At 71.2% G+C, this 14,879-nt stretch carries 16 protein-coding genes; 6 read left to right on the top strand and 10 right to left on the bottom strand.

The window, feature by feature from the left end; all coding sequences use genetic code 11:
• Positions 1-2: 2 nt before the first annotated feature.
• Positions 3-464, bottom strand: coding sequence for an Lrp/AsnC family transcriptional regulator (locus tag ABD330_RS00620; protein ID WP_344459528.1), 462 nt, complete (start codon positions 462-464; stop codon positions 3-5).
• A gap of 118 nt (positions 465-582) precedes the next feature.
• Positions 583-1,227: a UbiX family flavin prenyltransferase gene (locus tag ABD330_RS00615; RefSeq protein ID WP_344459526.1), complete on the bottom strand. Its 645-nt coding sequence runs from the start codon at positions 1,225-1,227 to the stop codon at positions 583-585.
• A 49-nt stretch (positions 1,228-1,276) separates the two neighbouring features.
• On the opposite strand from ABD330_RS00615, the gene ABD330_RS00610 reads away from it, so the two are divergent.
• From ABD330_RS00610 to ABD330_RS00600, 3 genes are read left to right on the top strand one after another with little or no spacing between them, the layout of a single operon-like run.
• Positions 1,277-2,017 (top strand): cyclase family protein, encoded by a 741-nt coding sequence (locus tag ABD330_RS00610; protein WP_344459524.1) that lies wholly within the window; start codon positions 1,277-1,279, stop codon positions 2,015-2,017.
• A 44-nt stretch (positions 2,018-2,061) separates the two neighbouring features.
• Positions 2,062-3,306, top strand: a complete 1,245-nt coding sequence (locus tag ABD330_RS00605; RefSeq protein WP_344459522.1) for a hypothetical protein — start codon at positions 2,062-2,064, stop codon at positions 3,304-3,306.
• A 39-nt stretch (positions 3,307-3,345) separates the two neighbouring features.
• Complete coding sequence (locus ABD330_RS00600) at positions 3,346-4,056, top strand: MOSC domain-containing protein (RefSeq protein WP_344459520.1); 711 nt, start codon at positions 3,346-3,348, stop codon at positions 4,054-4,056.
• 119 nt (positions 4,057-4,175) lie between these two features.
• On the opposite strand, the gene ABD330_RS00595 is transcribed toward ABD330_RS00600, so the two are convergent.
• The 3 genes from ABD330_RS00595 to ABD330_RS00585 form a co-directional block, all read right to left on the bottom strand.
• Positions 4,176-4,550 (bottom strand): VOC family protein, encoded by a 375-nt coding sequence (locus ABD330_RS00595; RefSeq protein WP_344459518.1) that lies wholly within the window; start codon positions 4,548-4,550, stop codon positions 4,176-4,178.
• A 63-nt stretch (positions 4,551-4,613) separates the two neighbouring features.
• Positions 4,614-5,507 (bottom strand): menaquinone biosynthesis prenyltransferase MqnP, encoded by an 894-nt coding sequence (gene mqnP, locus ABD330_RS00590; RefSeq protein ID WP_344459516.1) that lies wholly within the window; start codon positions 5,505-5,507, stop codon positions 4,614-4,616.
• A complete protein-coding gene (locus ABD330_RS00585; protein WP_344459514.1) occupies positions 5,504-6,961 on the bottom strand; it encodes a menaquinone biosynthesis decarboxylase in 1,458 nt (485 codons plus the stop codon). Before ABD330_RS00585 ends, mqnP begins: the two co-directional genes overlap by 4 nt.
• A gap of 87 nt (positions 6,962-7,048) precedes the next feature.
• Here ABD330_RS00585 and ABD330_RS00580 point away from each other — a divergent pair, with 87 nt between their 5' ends.
• The 3 genes from ABD330_RS00580 to ABD330_RS00570 all read left to right on the top strand — a co-directional run bounded on the left by ABD330_RS00580 (position 7,049) and on the right by ABD330_RS00570 (position 9,719).
• Positions 7,049-7,435, top strand: a complete 387-nt coding sequence (locus ABD330_RS00580; RefSeq protein ID WP_344459512.1) for a PLD nuclease N-terminal domain-containing protein — start codon at positions 7,049-7,051, stop codon at positions 7,433-7,435.
• Between the two features lie 395 nt (positions 7,436-7,830).
• Positions 7,831-9,432 carry an acyl-CoA carboxylase subunit beta gene (locus ABD330_RS00575; protein ID WP_344459510.1) on the top strand — a complete coding sequence of 534 codons (1,602 nt, stop codon included), beginning with the start codon at positions 7,831-7,833 and terminating at the stop codon, positions 9,430-9,432.
• A 77-nt stretch (positions 9,433-9,509) separates the two neighbouring features.
• On the top strand, positions 9,510-9,719 hold the full coding sequence (locus tag ABD330_RS00570) for an acyl-CoA carboxylase subunit epsilon (protein ID WP_344459508.1): 210 nt from the start codon (positions 9,510-9,512) through the stop codon (positions 9,717-9,719).
• A 135-nt stretch (positions 9,720-9,854) separates the two neighbouring features.
• Here the strand turns inward: ABD330_RS00570 and ABD330_RS00565 are convergent, their stop codons facing one another.
• The 5 genes from ABD330_RS00565 to ABD330_RS00545 all read right to left on the bottom strand — a co-directional run bounded on the left by ABD330_RS00565 (position 9,855) and on the right by ABD330_RS00545 (position 14,710).
• Complete coding sequence (locus ABD330_RS00565; RefSeq protein WP_344459506.1) at positions 9,855-10,292, bottom strand: hypothetical protein; 438 nt, start codon at positions 10,290-10,292, stop codon at positions 9,855-9,857.
• Positions 10,293-10,473: 181 nt separating this feature from the next.
• Positions 10,474-11,622: a c-type cytochrome biogenesis protein CcsB gene (gene ccsB / locus ABD330_RS00560; protein WP_344459504.1), complete on the bottom strand. Its 1,149-nt coding sequence runs from the start codon at positions 11,620-11,622 to the stop codon at positions 10,474-10,476.
• A gap of 3 nt (positions 11,623-11,625) precedes the next feature.
• Positions 11,626-13,338 carry a cytochrome c biogenesis protein ResB gene (gene resB / locus ABD330_RS00555; protein WP_344459502.1) on the bottom strand — a complete coding sequence of 571 codons (1,713 nt, stop codon included), beginning with the start codon at positions 13,336-13,338 and terminating at the stop codon, positions 11,626-11,628.
• Positions 13,339-13,340: 2 nt separating this feature from the next.
• Positions 13,341-14,114: a cytochrome c biogenesis CcdA family protein gene (locus ABD330_RS00550; RefSeq protein WP_344459500.1), complete on the bottom strand. Its 774-nt coding sequence runs from the start codon at positions 14,112-14,114 to the stop codon at positions 13,341-13,343.
• A complete protein-coding gene (locus ABD330_RS00545; RefSeq protein WP_344459498.1) occupies positions 14,111-14,710 on the bottom strand; it encodes a TlpA family protein disulfide reductase in 600 nt (199 codons plus the stop codon). Before ABD330_RS00545 ends, ABD330_RS00550 begins: the two co-directional genes overlap by 4 nt.
• Positions 14,711-14,879: the final 169 nt, after the last annotated feature.

Below are 14,879 nucleotides of genomic sequence, written 5' to 3'. Positions count from 1 at the left end.
CGTTACTCCCCCTCTGCCATGGGCAGATCGCTCACCCGGTTCTCCCACTTGGTGGAGAGTACGACCGTGGTCCTGGTCCGCGCGACACCCTTGGTGCCGGAGAGACGCTTGACCACCGACTCCAGGCCCTCCACGTTGGAGACCCGGACCTTGAGCATGTACGAGTCGTCGCCGGCGATGAACCAGCAGTCCTCGACCTCACCCAGCTCCTTGAGCCGGTGCGCGACGTCCTCGTGGTCGGCCGCGTCGGTCAGCTGAAGGCCGATCAGGGCGGTGACGCCGAAACCCAGCGAGGCCGGATTGACCGTGGCGCGGTAGCCGGTGATCACCCCGGCCTGCTCCAGGCGGTTGATCCGGTCCGTCACGCTCGGGCCCGACAGGCCGACGAGACGGCCCAGCTCGGCGTACGAGGCTCGGCCGTTCTCCCGCAGTGCCTGGATGAGCTGTCTGTCCACCGTGTCCATATACGCCCGCGTCCTTCCGAACCTCTCCAGACCCACAGATCATTATCCGGATTCAAAGGCGCCGTGCGCGGATCAACCCGGATATCGCAAAGAACATACTCTCCCGTAACCCCCTCGCTTACCCAGCCTTCCCCCCCGCGCCCAACTCCCCTTCCCAGCGCAGGTAGAGGCGGTGCGGCACGCCGACCGCGTCGAGCACCCGGCCCGCCACGAAGTCCACCAGTTCCCGGGCCGTGGAGCCGCCCGCGTAGAAGCCGGGCGAGGCGGGGAGGACGACGGCGCCCTGCGCGTCGAGCTCCACCAGGTGCTTCAGCGTCACCCCATTGAGGGGGGTCTCGCGCAGGCAGACCACCAGCGGGCGACGCTCCTTCAGGGTCACGCTGGCGACCCGCTGGAGCAGGTCCTTGCTGAGGCCGAGCGCGATGCCGGCCACCGCCCCGGTGGTCGCCGGGACCACCAGCATCCCCTTGGCCGGGTACGAGCCGCTGGACGGACCGGCCGCGAAGTCGCCGGCCGGCCAGTGGCGGACGTCGTCGAGCTCCTCGACTCCCGTCCACTGCGCCAGGTCCTGCCGCCAGTGGGCGTCCCGGAAGGAGATCCCGGTCTCGTCCATGATGGTCAGCCGGGCGGCCCGGCTGACCACCAGGTCCACCGCCTCGCCCGCCGCGAGCAGCCCCCGGATCACGGCGGCGGCGTACGGAGTCCCGGACGCCCCGGAGACCCCGACCACCCACGGCTGACGTACCTGCTTCTCGGTGCTCATGACTCCATTTTCGCTACTCTCCCCCCACCCGACGCGGGAGGATGAACCCATGGCGTCGACGTTGCTCGATCTCACCCACCCGGTCACCACCGGGATGCCCGTCTACCCCGGCGATCCGGAGGTGGAACTGCGGCCCGCGCTCACCACCGCCACCGCCGGGGTCAACGTGCTGGCCCTGCACCTCGGCTCGCAGTCCGGCACCCATGTGGACGCGCCGTACCACGTGGACGTCACCTGGCCGACCCTGGACGGGCTGCCGCTGGAGCTGTTCACCGGTCCGGCCGTGGTCGCCGACCTGCGCGGGCTGGAGCCCCGGGCGGCGGTGACGGCCGGTCAGCTGGCCCCCGCGCTGGCACTGGCGGGCCCGGGCACCGTCCTGCTGCTCGCCACCGGCTGGCCCCGGTACTGGGGCACCGACCGGTACCTCGCCCACCCCTGGCTCACTCCGGAGGCGGCCGGGGCGATCGTGGCCGCCGGGGTCCGCACGCTGGGCGTCGACGCCCTCAGCATCGACCCGACCCCGGACCAGGGCCCGGCCGACCCGACGGTCGCCGCCCTGCTCGCCGACCTCTCCGACGAGCACGACCCGGCCGCCGAGGCGGCCGGCCTGGCCGCTCACCGCCTGCTGCTCGGCACCCCGGGCGGCGCGGTCGTCGCCGAGAACCTCACCGACCTGACGGCGCTGCTGGACGCCCAGGCGGCCGGCCTCCCGATCGAGGTCTCGCTCTTCCCGCTCCGGCTGGTGGCGGCCGACGGCGCTCCCGTCCGGGCGGTGGCCCGGCTGGGGTGACCCTGCCGTCCGCCCGGTCCCCGAACGGGCGTACCGTCCCCGCCGTGGACCCACTCGTCTTCGCAGTCACCGCCGGCCGCCGCCGCAGAGCGGTGGCCGGATCGCTCGCGGCCGGACCGGCGTTCGCGCTGGTCACGGCGCTGTTCACCGACCGGCTGCCCGCCGCTCTGGCGGCCGGCCTGCTCGGGGCCGCGCTGGTGGCCGGCTGCTGCCTCGGCCACCGCACGACCCTCACCCAGCAGGGCATCCGGACCCGCCGGCTGCTCCTCACCCGGGTGCACCCCTGGGCAGCGGTCCGCGACATCGTGGTCGAGGAGAAGGCGTACGGCACGCGGCGCCTGCGGGTGCGGGTCGCGGGCGGCGCCTCCTTCACGCTGCCCGCGGTGCTCACCGGCCCGCGGGCGTACGACCCGGATTTCGACGCCAAGGTCGTGGCGGTCCTGGACCACTGGCGGCTGCACACCAAGCGGCCGGAGGCCAAGCGCCGCCGGGGCCACCTCCCGAAGCCGAGGGCGTACCGGAACGCCGCCGGGGACGTGTTCGACCGGCGCTGGGCCGTGAAGGCCGGAGTGCCGCGCTTCCTGACCGTCCGGCTGGGCGGGTTCTGGCAGCTGCTGTTCGCGGGGTTCGCGATCCTGACGGTCGTCGGCGGCAGCCGGTCCCTGCCCGCCGACCGGGCCGACCTGGCGGGCTTCCTGCACAGCCCGCCGTGCACGAGCACGGGCTACGCCCGTCCGTGCCGGGTGACGACGCAGGTCACCGTGGACAGCGTCGTGCGGAGTGTGCACCGCAAGAACGACGACCACCACACGACGCTGAACCTCGACCTGGGCGCCGCCACGCCGTACCGGATGGAGCTCCAGGACGACGCCCCCGAGCTCGAACACCTACCGCCCCTCACCCGGGTGCAGGCCGGCTGGGTGACGGGACTGCCCGGCATGACCGTCAGCTACCGGGGAGCGGACTACCAGGACGTCGACAACCCGGACCAGGCGCTCGACACCGACGTCCGCGAGACGCTGGCCGGCGGCGCGGCCGCCGTGCTGTTCTGCTGCTGGGCGCCGGTCGGCTTCCGCAGGCGCCGGCACCCGGAGGCCGGACCGCACCTCTGGCTCCTCCCGCTGGCGGCCGCCGTGCCGCTGGCCGCGGCGCTGCCGGAGTCGGGCGGCCCGCCCCTGACCGGGCTGCCGGTGGCGGACCTGCTGACGCTGGCCGGGGCGACGGCGACGGCCGCCCTCGCGGTCGGGGTGCTGACGCACCGGTCGGACCCGCACCCCGGCAAGGCATAGGTCTAGACCAACTTCGGCGGACACGGCTAGGCTCACCCCATGGCAGAGGTCATGGGGGTGGTCGAGCGGCTCTGGCGCTATCCGGTCAAGTCCACGGGTGGCGAGCGGCTCGACTCCGTCGAGGTGGACGGACGCGGGCTCGCCGGGGACCGGCTGTACGCCGTCCGGGACGGCCGGGGGAAGTTCGGCTCGGGGAAGAACACCCGGCGGTTCCGCCGGATCGACGGGCTGCTGCGGCTCGGCTCCCGCCTCGGCTGCCGCCTCGACCGGCCCGAGCTGCTCGACCCGCTGGGCAACCCGGTCGGCGAGCCGACGGCCTTCCTGCGCGCCTACCTCCAGCGCGAGGACGTCGAACTGGCCCGCGAGGACACCGTCCCGCACTTCGACCAGCTGCCGGTCAGCGTCCTGACCACCGCCACCCTGGACTGGGTCCGCCGAGCCGTCCCGTCGGCCGTCGTGGACGAGCGCCGGTTCCGCCCCAACGTCCTGCTCCGGACCCCGCCCGGCACCCCGCCCTTCGTCGAGGACACCTGGTTCGGCCACGAGGGCCGGGCCACGGGCGGTGTCCGGCTGGCCTTCCTCCGCGCCAGCGAACGCTGCGCGATGATCGGCGCCGCCCAGCCCGGCCTCCCGCACGCCCCCGAGATCCTCAAGGCCGTCACCCACGCCCACGCCGCGCGCCTCGACGCCCTGGCCGAGGTCGGCCGCCCCGGGCACCTCCGCGTCGGCGACACCTTCACGCTGACCTGAGCCTTTACGCATAGGGGCAACCACAACAGGGGCGCGGGGAACTGCGCGCGCAACCGTGCACCTCCGTCGTGCCCTGGTCGCGCAGTTCCCCGCGCCCCTGCTGGGCTTCCCTGAGTGCGTCAGCCGGCCGCGCGCACCAGGCAGAAGGGGTGTCCGGCCGGGTCGACGTACACCCGGTAGGAGGTCTCGCTGTGTTTGAGGACCGCGCCGAGCGCCAGCACCTGCGGCTCCGCCGCGTCGAGGTCGGGCACCTCGATGTCCAGGTGCAGCTGCTGCGGGTGGGCCGGGTCCGGCCACATCGGCGGGCGGAAGTCCTCGACCCGCTGGAAGGCCAGTACCTGGCCGTCGGGGGCGTGGACCGTCGCCCACTCCTCGTCGGGCGTCCAGCGGGGGTCGGGGCGGTCGATCTCGCCGCCCAGCACGGCGGCGTAGAAGTGCGCCAGCCCGGCCGGGTAGTGACAGTCCAGCACCATGCACTGCAGCTTGCCGATCACCGCGTCACCTCCGAGCCGGGCCCCCGCTGCCAGGATAGGCAGCGGGGCGGCCGACGCGGGTGATCACACGCCCAGGCCCCGGATCACCAGGTCGAGCAGGGCGAAGGCGAAGAGGGACATGCCGACGAACCCGTTGGTGGTGAAGAAGGCCCGGTTGAGCCGGGACAGGTCGTTCGGCTTGATGATCGAGTGCTCGTAGACGAAGGCGCAGGCGACCACCGCGAGGCCGACCCAGAAGGCCGGGCCGGCGTGGGTCAGCAGGGCGAACCAGACCAGCAGGCCGGTCGTGACGACGTGGCAGGCGCGGGCGCCGTAGAGGGCCGCCGCGATGCCGTAGCGGGCCGGGACGGAGCGGACTCCCTCGGCGCGGTCGGCGGCGACGTCCTGGCAGCCGAAGATCAGGTCGAAGCCGCCGATCCAGATGCCGACGGCGAGGCCGAGCACCACGGCGTCCCAGGACCAGCTGCCGGTGACGGCCAGCCAGGCGCCGATCGGGCCCATCGCCTGGGCCAGGCCCAGGATCGCGTGCGGGAAGTCGGTGAACCGCTTCCCGTACGGGTAGACCACCATCGGCACCACCGCGACGGGCGCGAGGAACAGGCAGAGCGGGTTGAGCAGGGCCGCCGCGCCGAGGAAGACCAGCAGGGCTATCGCGGACCCGGTGTAGGCCGTCCGCATCGACACCGCGCCGGTGACCAGCTCGCGGGTGGCGGTGCGCGGGTTACGGGCGTCGATCTCCCGGTCGATGATCCGGTTGGCGGCCATCGCGAAGGTCCGCAGGCCCACCATGCAGACCGTGACGATCAGCAGCTGCGCCCAGTGCACCTTGCGGTCGTCCAGGAACATCGCGGTGAGCGCGGCGGTGAAGGCGAACGGCAGGGCGAAGACCGAGTGCTCGATCAGCACCAGGCGCAGGAAGGCCTTGGTGCGGCTCTGCGGGACGGCGATCGTGCTCACAGGCCGTACTCCTTCCAGCGGCTGTCGACCAGGGCAGCCGTGGCCGGGTCGGAGCTGACCATCTCGGGCCAGCCGCCGTCGCGGGTATAGCCCTCCTCGGGGAGCTTGCGGGTGGCGTCGATGCCCGCCTTTCCGCCCCAGAACTGCTGGTACGAGGCGTGGTCCAGGTGGTCCACCGGGCCCTCGACCACGCTCAGGTCGCGGCTGTAGTCGGTGTTGCCCAGCGCGCGCCAGGCCACCTCCTGGTAGTCGTGCACGTCGCAGTCGGCGTCCACCACGATGATCAGCTTGGTCAGCGACATCATGTGGGCGCCCCAGATCGCGTGCATCACCTTCTGCGCGTGCTTGGGGTACTTCTTGTCGATCGAGACGATCACGCAGTTGTGGAAGCCGCCGGCCTCGGGGAGGTCGTAGTCCACGATGTCCGGGATGATGATCTTGAGCAGCGGGAGGAAGAAGCGCTCGGTGAACTTGCCCAGCGGACCGTCCTCGGTCGGCGGGCGGCCCACCACGATCGACTGCAGGATCGGCCGGCGCCGCATCGTCACGCAGTCGATGGTCAGCGCCGGGAACGGCTCCTGCGGCGTGTAGAAGCCGGTGTGGTCGCCGAACGGCCCCTCCGGCAGCATCTCGCCGGGCTCCAGCCAGCCCTCCAGCACCACCTCGGCGTCGGCCGGGACCTGGAGCGGGACGGTCTTGCAGTCGACCATCTTCACCCGCTCGCCGGCCACGAAGCCCGCGAACAGGTACTCGTCGATGTCACCGGGCAGCGGCGCGGTGGCCGCGTACGTCACCACCGGCGGGCAGCCGAAGGCGATCGCGACCGGCAGCCGCTCGCCGCGCTTGGCGGCGACCGCGTAGTGGTTGCGGCTGTCCTTGTGAATCTGCCAGTGCATGCCGATCGTCCGCCGGTCGTGCCGCTGCAGGCGGTACAGGCCGAGGTTGCGGATGCCGGAGTCCGGGTCCTTGGTGTGGGTCAGGCCCAGGTTGAAGAACGAGCCGCCGTCCAGCGGCCAGGTGAAGAGCGCGGGCAGGTCGTCCAGGTTGACGTCGTCCCCGGTGAGCACCACCTCGTGGACGGGAGCGTCGGTGGACTTCACGTTCTTCGGCGGGACGTGCGCCATCGAGGCGAGCTTGCCGAAGGCGTCCCGGAAGCCGGTGAAGCCCTGCGGGAGCTCGGGCTTCAGCAGGCCCGCGATCTTCTCGGAGATCTCCTCCGGGCCCTTCAGCCCGAGCGACTTGGCCAGCCGGCGCTCCGTACCGAAGACGTTCATCGCCAGCGGCACCGAGCAGCCCTTGACGTTCTCGAAGAGCAGCGCCGGGCCCTTGGCCTTCTGCACCCGGTCGACGATCTCGCCGATCTCCAGATGGGGGTCGACCTCGGCCTTGATGCGCTTGAGGTCGCCCTCACGCTCCAGGGCCCGGAGAAACGAGCGGAGATCGTCGTATGCCATACGTGCCAGTATCCGACACGCACTAGCCTGGCCCCGCCAAGGGCCCCACCTGTCGCCACTCGCCGTACTCCGGGGGAGATCACCACCGTGCTGAGGATTCTGCCGCCACTGCTCGTCATCGCCTTCTGGATCTGGGCGTTCATCGACTGCGTGACCACCCCCGAGCAGGAGGTCCGGCACCTGCCGAAGGTGGTCTGGGTGATCATCGTGCTGCTCTTCCCGCTGATCGGGTCGGTCGCCTGGCTGGTGGCGGGCCGGCTGCGCGGCGGCACCGGGCCGGCCGGGGCCCCGGCCGGCGCGCGGGCGGGACGGCCGGTCGCGCCCGACGACGACCCGGAGTTCCTGGCCTCGCTGGGCCGGGACCCGGGCGGGCCGGACCGCGAGCGCGAGGACCGGCTCCAGCAGTGGGAGGCCGACCTGCGCCGCCGCGAGGACGAGCTGCGCGGACGGGACGACCCGGACGGCGCACGCTGACGGCCGTCCGCCCCCGTTTGGCGCATCCCTACGATTCGGCGCCTGACCAGCGCCCCTGCCGTCACCGGGCGGTCCGCCGGGGCCGCCGTCCGCGCGAGCGCTCGCAACACCCCGGCGCCACCCCGGCGCCACCGCGCTGACCTGGGGATTAAGCCGTGCGGACGGCGATCCTGAAGGTCACTGTGCCGTCACGCCCGGACCACCGGGGCACCAGGACGACAAGCAGGCTTTCTGTACGGCCCTGACATGTTCTGGGGCCCGACCTTGTACGGAATCGACGCCGAAATCCAAGCGCATTCCCTCGTAGTGTCGTAGGTGAAGAAGTGTTCGCAGCAGCAGCCGCCGACAGCAGGCCGGCTGTCGGACAGTTCCCCTCACACTTGGAGTGGTTCGAGATGACGGTTCTGCACGAGGCGCCGATCGGCGACGAGATCCCCGAGATCCCGGCCGATGCCCACGGGCGGGTGGCCGAACTGCGGGACCTCCGGGACAAGGTCCGGCTCGGCCCCAGCGAGAAGGCCACCGAGGCCCAGCACGCCAAGGGCAAGCTGACCGCCCGGGAGCGGATCGACCTGCTGCTGGACGAGGGCTCCTTCCGGGAGATCGAGCCGCTGCGCCGGCACCGCGCCACCGGGTTCGGCCTGGAGGCGAAGAAGCCGCACACCGACGGTGTGATCGTCGGCTGGGGCACCGTGCACGGGCGGACCGTCTTCACCTACGCGCACGACTTCCGGATCTTCGGCGGCGCGCTGGGCGAGGCCCACGCGCAGAAGATCCACAAGATCATGGACATGGCCATCGCGGCCGGTGCCCCGCTGGTGTCGCTGAACGACGGCGCCGGCGCCCGGATCCAGGAGGGCGTCACCGCGCTCGCCGGCTACGGCGGCATCTTCCAGCGCAACACCCGCGCCTCGGGTGTGATCCCGCAGATCAGCGTGATGCTCGGCCCGTGCGCGGGCGGTGCGGCCTACTCCCCGGCGCTGACCGACTTCATCTTCATGGTCCGCGAGACCTCGCAGATGTTCATCACCGGCCCGGACGTGGTGCAGGCCGTCACCGGCGAGAAGATCTCGCAGAACGGCCTGGGCGGCGCGGACGTGCACTCGGGCGTCTCGGGCGTCTCGCACTTCGCGTACGACGACGAGCAGTCCTGCATCGAGGAGGTCCGCTACCTCCTCTCGCTGCTGCCCCAGAACAACCGGGAGATGCCGCCGGCCGTCCCCACGGACGACCCGGTGGACCGCCGCAACGAGGTGCTGCTGGACCTGGTGCCCGCCGACGGCAACCGCCCCTACGACATGCGCAAGGTGATCGAGGAGATCGTCGACCACGGCGAGTTCCTGGAGGTCCACGAGCGCTGGGCGACCAACGTGCTGTGCGTGCTGGCGCGGATCGACGGCCACGTGACCGGCATCATCGCCAACCAGCCGCAGTCGCTGGCCGGGGTGCTGGACATCAACGCCTCCGAGAAGGCCGCCCGCTTCGTGCAGATGTGCGACGCCTTCAACATCCCGCTGGTCACCATGCTCGACGTCCCCGGCTTCCTGCCCGGCGTCGACCAGGAGCACGACGGGATCATCCGGCACGGCGCCAAGCTGCTCTACGCGTACTGCAACGCCACCGTGCCGCGGATCCAGCTGATCCTGCGCAAGGCCTACGGCGGCGCGTACATCGTGATGGACTCCCGCTCGATCGGCGCGGACCTGTCCTTCGCCTGGCCGACCAACGAGATCGCCGTGATGGGCGCCGAGGGCGCCGCCAACGTCATCTTCCGCCGCGACATCAACGGTGCCGAGGACCCCGAGGCGATGCGGGTGCAGAAGATCAAGGAGTACAAGACCGAGCTGATGCACCCGTACTACGCGGCCGAACGCGGCCTCGTCGACGACGTCATCGACCCGGCCGAGACCCGCGCGGTCCTCGCCTCCTCGCTCGCCATGCTCCGCACCAAGCACGCCGACCTGCCGAGCCGCAAGCACGGCAACCCGCCGATGTAACAGGGCTCCTGAACGCTCAGGCGCCCACCCAGACTTCTCAGCCATCCAGACTTCTCACCGGGGGAGAAATCCACACCATGAGCGCATCTGCCGAGTCACTCGTCCGCATCGTCCGCGGCTCGCTCACCGACGAGGAGCTGGCCGCCGTCACCGCCGTCCTGATGGCCCGCGCGGCCTCCGCGCGGCTCGCCGCAGCGGCTCCGACGGTCGAGCCGATCGCCCGCTGGTCCCGCCTCGAACGCCGCCCGGCCTACTACTCCCCCGTCAGCTGGCAGCAGGCGGCCTGACGCTCCGCTGGGTTCGACAGGCACCCGGGTCAGCACAACAGGGGCGCGTGGAGCTGCGCGAAGTCGGAAGAGTGCGGGCCGTTGCCTTCCGGTTTCGCGCAGTTCCCCGCGCCCCTTGGGGTCGGCCGATCTTGTTCAGGCGACGGCGAGGGCGGCCGATCGGCCTTCGTGCATGACCTGGAGGTTGGCCGCGAGGCGCTGCGGGTCCTGGGTGAGCCAGAGGCGGACGGCCGCGCCGAGGATGGCGCTGGCGGAGCCGAGGCGGACCCCGGTGGCCTGGGCGACCCGGGCCGCCGCGAGGACCAGCAGGTCCGCGAGCGCGCTCGGCAGCCAGACGGTCTGCGCGCACGGCGCGGGCGGGCTCAGGGTGGCCAGCAGGCGGTACGCGTCCGCCGTGCTCTGCAGGGTCGGCAGCACGTCCAGCAGGCCGTCCGCGACCACCTCGGACACGTCACTGCGGTGCCCCTGGGCCAGCCGGCGGAGCAGCGCTCTCTCACCGGCGGTGATTCGGACGGTCAGCATGACCTCGTCGCACTCCATGGCGCGGCCCTCCTCGCGGCTTCCGGCCCTCACGGCTCCTGGCCCTCACGGTCTCTGAACGCAGGCACGTCGGTACCTGCACGCACTACCCTGCCACCCGAATCGGACAGCGACTGACATATCCGGACACGTCCTGATAACGACTCCGGTGGAACGAGCGAGACGGCGGGCCCGCCGACCATACCCGGTCGCGGGCCCGCCGTCTGGCGGTCCGTCAGCCCACTCCCGCGTACGAGTGCTTGCCCGTCACGAAGATGTTGACGCCGTAGTAGTTGAACAGGAAGCAGGCGAAGGCCAGCAGTGCCAGGTAGGCGGCCTTGCGGCCCTTCCAGCCGGCCGTGGCCCGCGCGTGCAGGTAGCAGGCGTAGATGACCCAGGTGATGAACGACCAGGTCTCCTTCGGGTCCCACTCCCAGTACTTGCCCCAGGCGGCCTCGGCCCAGATCGCGCCCGCGATGATGGTGAACGTCCACAGCGGGAAGACCAGCGCGTTGATCCGGTACGAGAGCTTGTCCAGCGAGGATGCGGCGGGGAGCCGCTGCCAGATCGAGGCGGAAGTGCCGAGCGGGCCGCTGGTCAGCCCGGCGGCGATGCGCCGGTCGTAGGAGTCCTTGCCCAGGTACAGCACAGTGGCCGCGAAGCCCGCGTAGAAGGCGCCGCCGCACATGATCGCGGCGGAGACGTGGATGGCCAGCCAGTACGAGTGCAGCGCCGGGACGAGCTGCTCGGAGGCCGTGTACAGCACGCTGACGGCCAGGCCGAGGGTCAGCACCACGGCGACGGTGACGGGCAGGCCGAGCCAGCGGACGTTCTTCTTGGCGACCAGCAGGGCCAGGTACGCGAGCACCGTGGTCAGCGCGAAGGCGCAGGAGAACTCGTACATGTTGCCCCACGGCCAGCGGCTGACCGAGAGACCGCGGGTGACCACGCCGCCGATGTGCAGCAGGGCGGCGAGCACGGTCAGCGAGATCGCGATCCGGCCGGCCAGGTCGCCCTTCTCGCTGCTGCCGGCCGCGCCCGGGCCGTCCACATCCTGGGGGGAGTCGCCGTCACCACGGCCGCTGGTGACGACCGTGGCACCGGCGTCCGCGAGCGCGGTCCGGGTCAGCGTGGTGGTGCCGCCACCGGCGGCGGCCACCGTGACCGTCACCTTCTTGACCGCCTTGGCGGGCTCCTTGGCGGCGGCCACGGTCTCGGCGAGGGTCGTCTGCTCCGCGGAGCGGACGGCGACGGCGCCCTTGCTGCCGAACGTCCACTCGAAGATGTGGGCGAACATGGCGATCAGGTACACGGCCATGGCCGCGTAGATCAGCTTGTTGGACAGGTCGGCCAGTTGGAGGTCGACCCCCGTGGCGACAGGCACCGTCTACTCCTCGGAGTTCGGGTCGGTGGGGACAGGGCGTTCTGCTGCGGACTCGGGTTGTTCGTCGGTTTCCCCGGTGACCTGGTCCTCCGTCGCCGGGGCGTCGTCCTGGAGGTCCACCGCGAGCTCGGCGAGCTCCTCGGCGATCTTCACGGACTCGCTGCGGGCCAGCCCGGCGACCTCGACCAGCGTCCGGCCGTCCGGCGTGGCGGAGGCGCGGACCCAGATCCGGCGGCGCTTCACGTTCAGCGAGCCGACCAGGCCGAGGATGGCGCAGACGGCACCGGCCAGCGCGACCGCGTTGCCGGGCCGGTGCGAGACGGTGAAGCTGGCCCACTGCTGGTAGCCGTCGAAGGTGACGGTGCCGTAGCCGTTCGGCAGGGTCCAGCCCTGGCCCGGCTTCAGCTTGATCCTGGCGATCTGGCCGTCCTGCTGGAGCTGGGTCATGTGCTTGTCGTCCAGCTGGTACACGTTCTGCGGCAGGCCCGAGTCCGTCCCGAGGTCGCCCGCGTAGGCGGTGAGCACCAGCGCGGGGTCGGCCGGACCGGGGAAGAGCGAGATCGGGCCGGTCTTCGTGAAGTCGAGCGGCTGGGTCGGCAGGAAGAAGCCCCGGAAGCCCAGCTGGGTCCGCTGGCCGTCCTTCTGGCCGTAGTCGCTGACCTTGACGACCCCGACGGAGGTGAGGTTGGCGTCCTGCGGCAGGAAGGGGGTCGGGCCCGAGTAGACCTTCTCGCCCTTGGCGTTCTTGACGGTGACCACCGGCGCGTACCCGTGGCCGATCAGGAACACCTTGCTGCCGCCGATCTCCAGCGGATGGTTGACCTGGATGTCGCCCTTGGTCAGCCTGGTGCTGTCGTCGCCCGTCCAGTACCGGATGTGCGCCGTGAACTCGCGGGCGCTGCCGATCTGGTCACCGGTGGTCTGGTACTGCGCGGTGAAGCCGTCCAGCTTGAAGCCGAACGGGTCCAGGTCCTCGGATCCGTAGAAGGCCGAGCCGGTGAAGTCGTCCAGCTGGGTCATGGTGTTCGCGTAGCCCTGGCCCTCGATCACCAGCTTGCCGCCCTGCCCGCTCGCCAGGCTCGCCCAGCCGAAACCGGCGAGCAGCGCGAACAGCGACAGGTGGAAGAGCAGGTTGCCGACCTCGCGCAGGTACCCCTTCTCGGAGGCGACCGAGCCGTCCGAGATGTTCGCGCGAAAGCCCCGGCGCTTGAGGCGCGCGTGGGCGGCGACGTTCACCGCGCCCGGCTTCGCCTCGGTGTGCCAGGCCGCGTAGACCGGCATCCGGGTCAGGTTGGCCGGCGCGGCCGGGGGCTGGGCCCGCAGCACGCCGACGAACTGCCAGGTCCGCGGGATGATACAGCCCGCGAGCGAGATGAAGAGCAACAGGTAGATCGCCGAGAACCAGACCGAGCTGTAGACGTCGAACAGCTGGAGCTTCTGGTAGATCGGGCCGACCGTGCTGTGCGCCAGCTTCCAGTTCTGCACCTTGAACGGGTTCTGGCTGTTCTGCGGGATCAGCGAGCCCGGGATGGCGGCCAGCGAGAGCATGAACAGCAGGATCAGCGCGACCCGCATGGACGTCAGCTGACGCCACATCCAGCGCAGCCAGCCGAACACCCCTATGCCGGCCGGGCTGTCCTGCTCGACCGGCGCGCTGCTGAGGCGCTCCGCCGTCAGCTCGTCGCCCTCGGGCGGTCGGGTACTGGTGTCGCTCACGGTCAGATTCCGATCGAGAAGTCGGCGGTGGTGGTCTGCAGCTGGTGCACCAGAGCGTCCCACGTGCCGGTGAGGAGCATCAGGCCGACCACGATGAGCATGCCGCCACCGATCCGCATCACCCACTGGTAGTGCTGCTTGACCCAGCCGAACGCGCCGAGCGCGCGGCGGAAGGCGAGCGCGGCCACGATGAACGGTACGCCCAGGCCGATGCAGTAGACCGCCCCGAGGAGCGCGCCGCGACCGGCACTTGCCTGGCTCAGGGAGAGGCCGTTGATCGCGCCGAACGTCGGTCCGCTGCACGGCGCCCAGCCGAGACCGAACACGATGCCCAGCAGCGGCGCGCCGGCCAGCCCCACGGCCGGACGGCGGTGGGTGCGGAACTCGCGCAGCGCGAAGCCGGGCACCAGGCCCATGAAGACGAGACCCATCACGATGATCAACAGGCCCATCACGATGTTGATGGTGTGACGGTATTCGAGCAGCGTCGTCCCGAAGTACCCGAACAGCGCGCCGCCTGAGACGAAGACGGCGGTGAAGCCCAGGATGAACAGCACCGACCCGAGCAGCATCCGCCCGCGCTTGGCACCCTTGGCGTCGGCCAGGTCGGAGGCGGAGAAGCCGGTGATGTAGCTCAGGTAGCCCGGGACGAGTGGCAGCACGCAGGGCGAGAAGAACGAGACCAGCCCGGCCGCCAGCGCGATCGGTACGGCCAGGATGATCGCGCCGTGCGCCACCGTCTGGTTGTTCGCGGCTGCCAGCAGGACCGCACTCACTGCGACTTCTCGGCCAGGACGGGCTTCAGCAGGGTCTCCAGGTCGTCCGCCGACAGTCCGCGCATCGCGCGCGCGGCGAGCTTGCCCTCGCGGTCGACCACGATGGTGGTCGGGATGCTCTGCGGGTTGAGGCTGCCCTTGGGGAACTTGAGGATCTGGGTGCCGTCCGGGTCGTACAGGCTCGGGTAGGTGATCCCGTTGTTCCGCTCGAAGGCCACCGCGTTGGTCGGGTCGGTGTCCCGGGTGTTGATCCCCAGGAACTGGACGTCCTGGCCCTTGTACTTCGCCGACACCGCCTGGAGGCCCTTGGCCTCGGCGCGGCACGGGTCGCACCAGGATCCCCAGATGTTGAGGACCACGACCTTGCCCTTGTAGTCGGCGAGCGCGGCCTTGCCGCCGTCCAGCGTGGTGCCGGAGATGGCGGGTGCGGCCTGGCGGTGCCCGGCGGCGGCGGTGTCCAGGCCGCCGTCACCCGTGACGAAGCCGATCTGGCCGTCACTGCTGGAGGAGGCCGACGAGCAGCCCGCCAGAGCCAGTGTGGCGGTGGCGGCGAGCACGGCGGCGAGGCGGATGCGGCGGCGAGGCGTCCCAGACATGTGAAAAGTTTCGCATGGGACTTTGGGCAGTTTTAGGGGGGTCCGACATTGCGTGTCGGACCCCTCCTGACCTGCGGTTCTTACACTTATGATCCGTTTATTTCGGGCGTGGCCCGAACCGGCCCGAACCGGCCGGAGGCGGCCCGTCGGGTCGCGCCCGCAACCGCGC

It is taken from the genome of Kitasatospora kazusensis (assembly GCF_039529945.1).
In the GTDB taxonomy this organism is placed as follows: Bacteria; Actinomycetota; Actinomycetes; order Streptomycetales; family Streptomycetaceae; genus Kitasatospora; species Kitasatospora kazusensis.
This window is presented reverse-complemented; position numbering and strand designations above follow the sequence as displayed.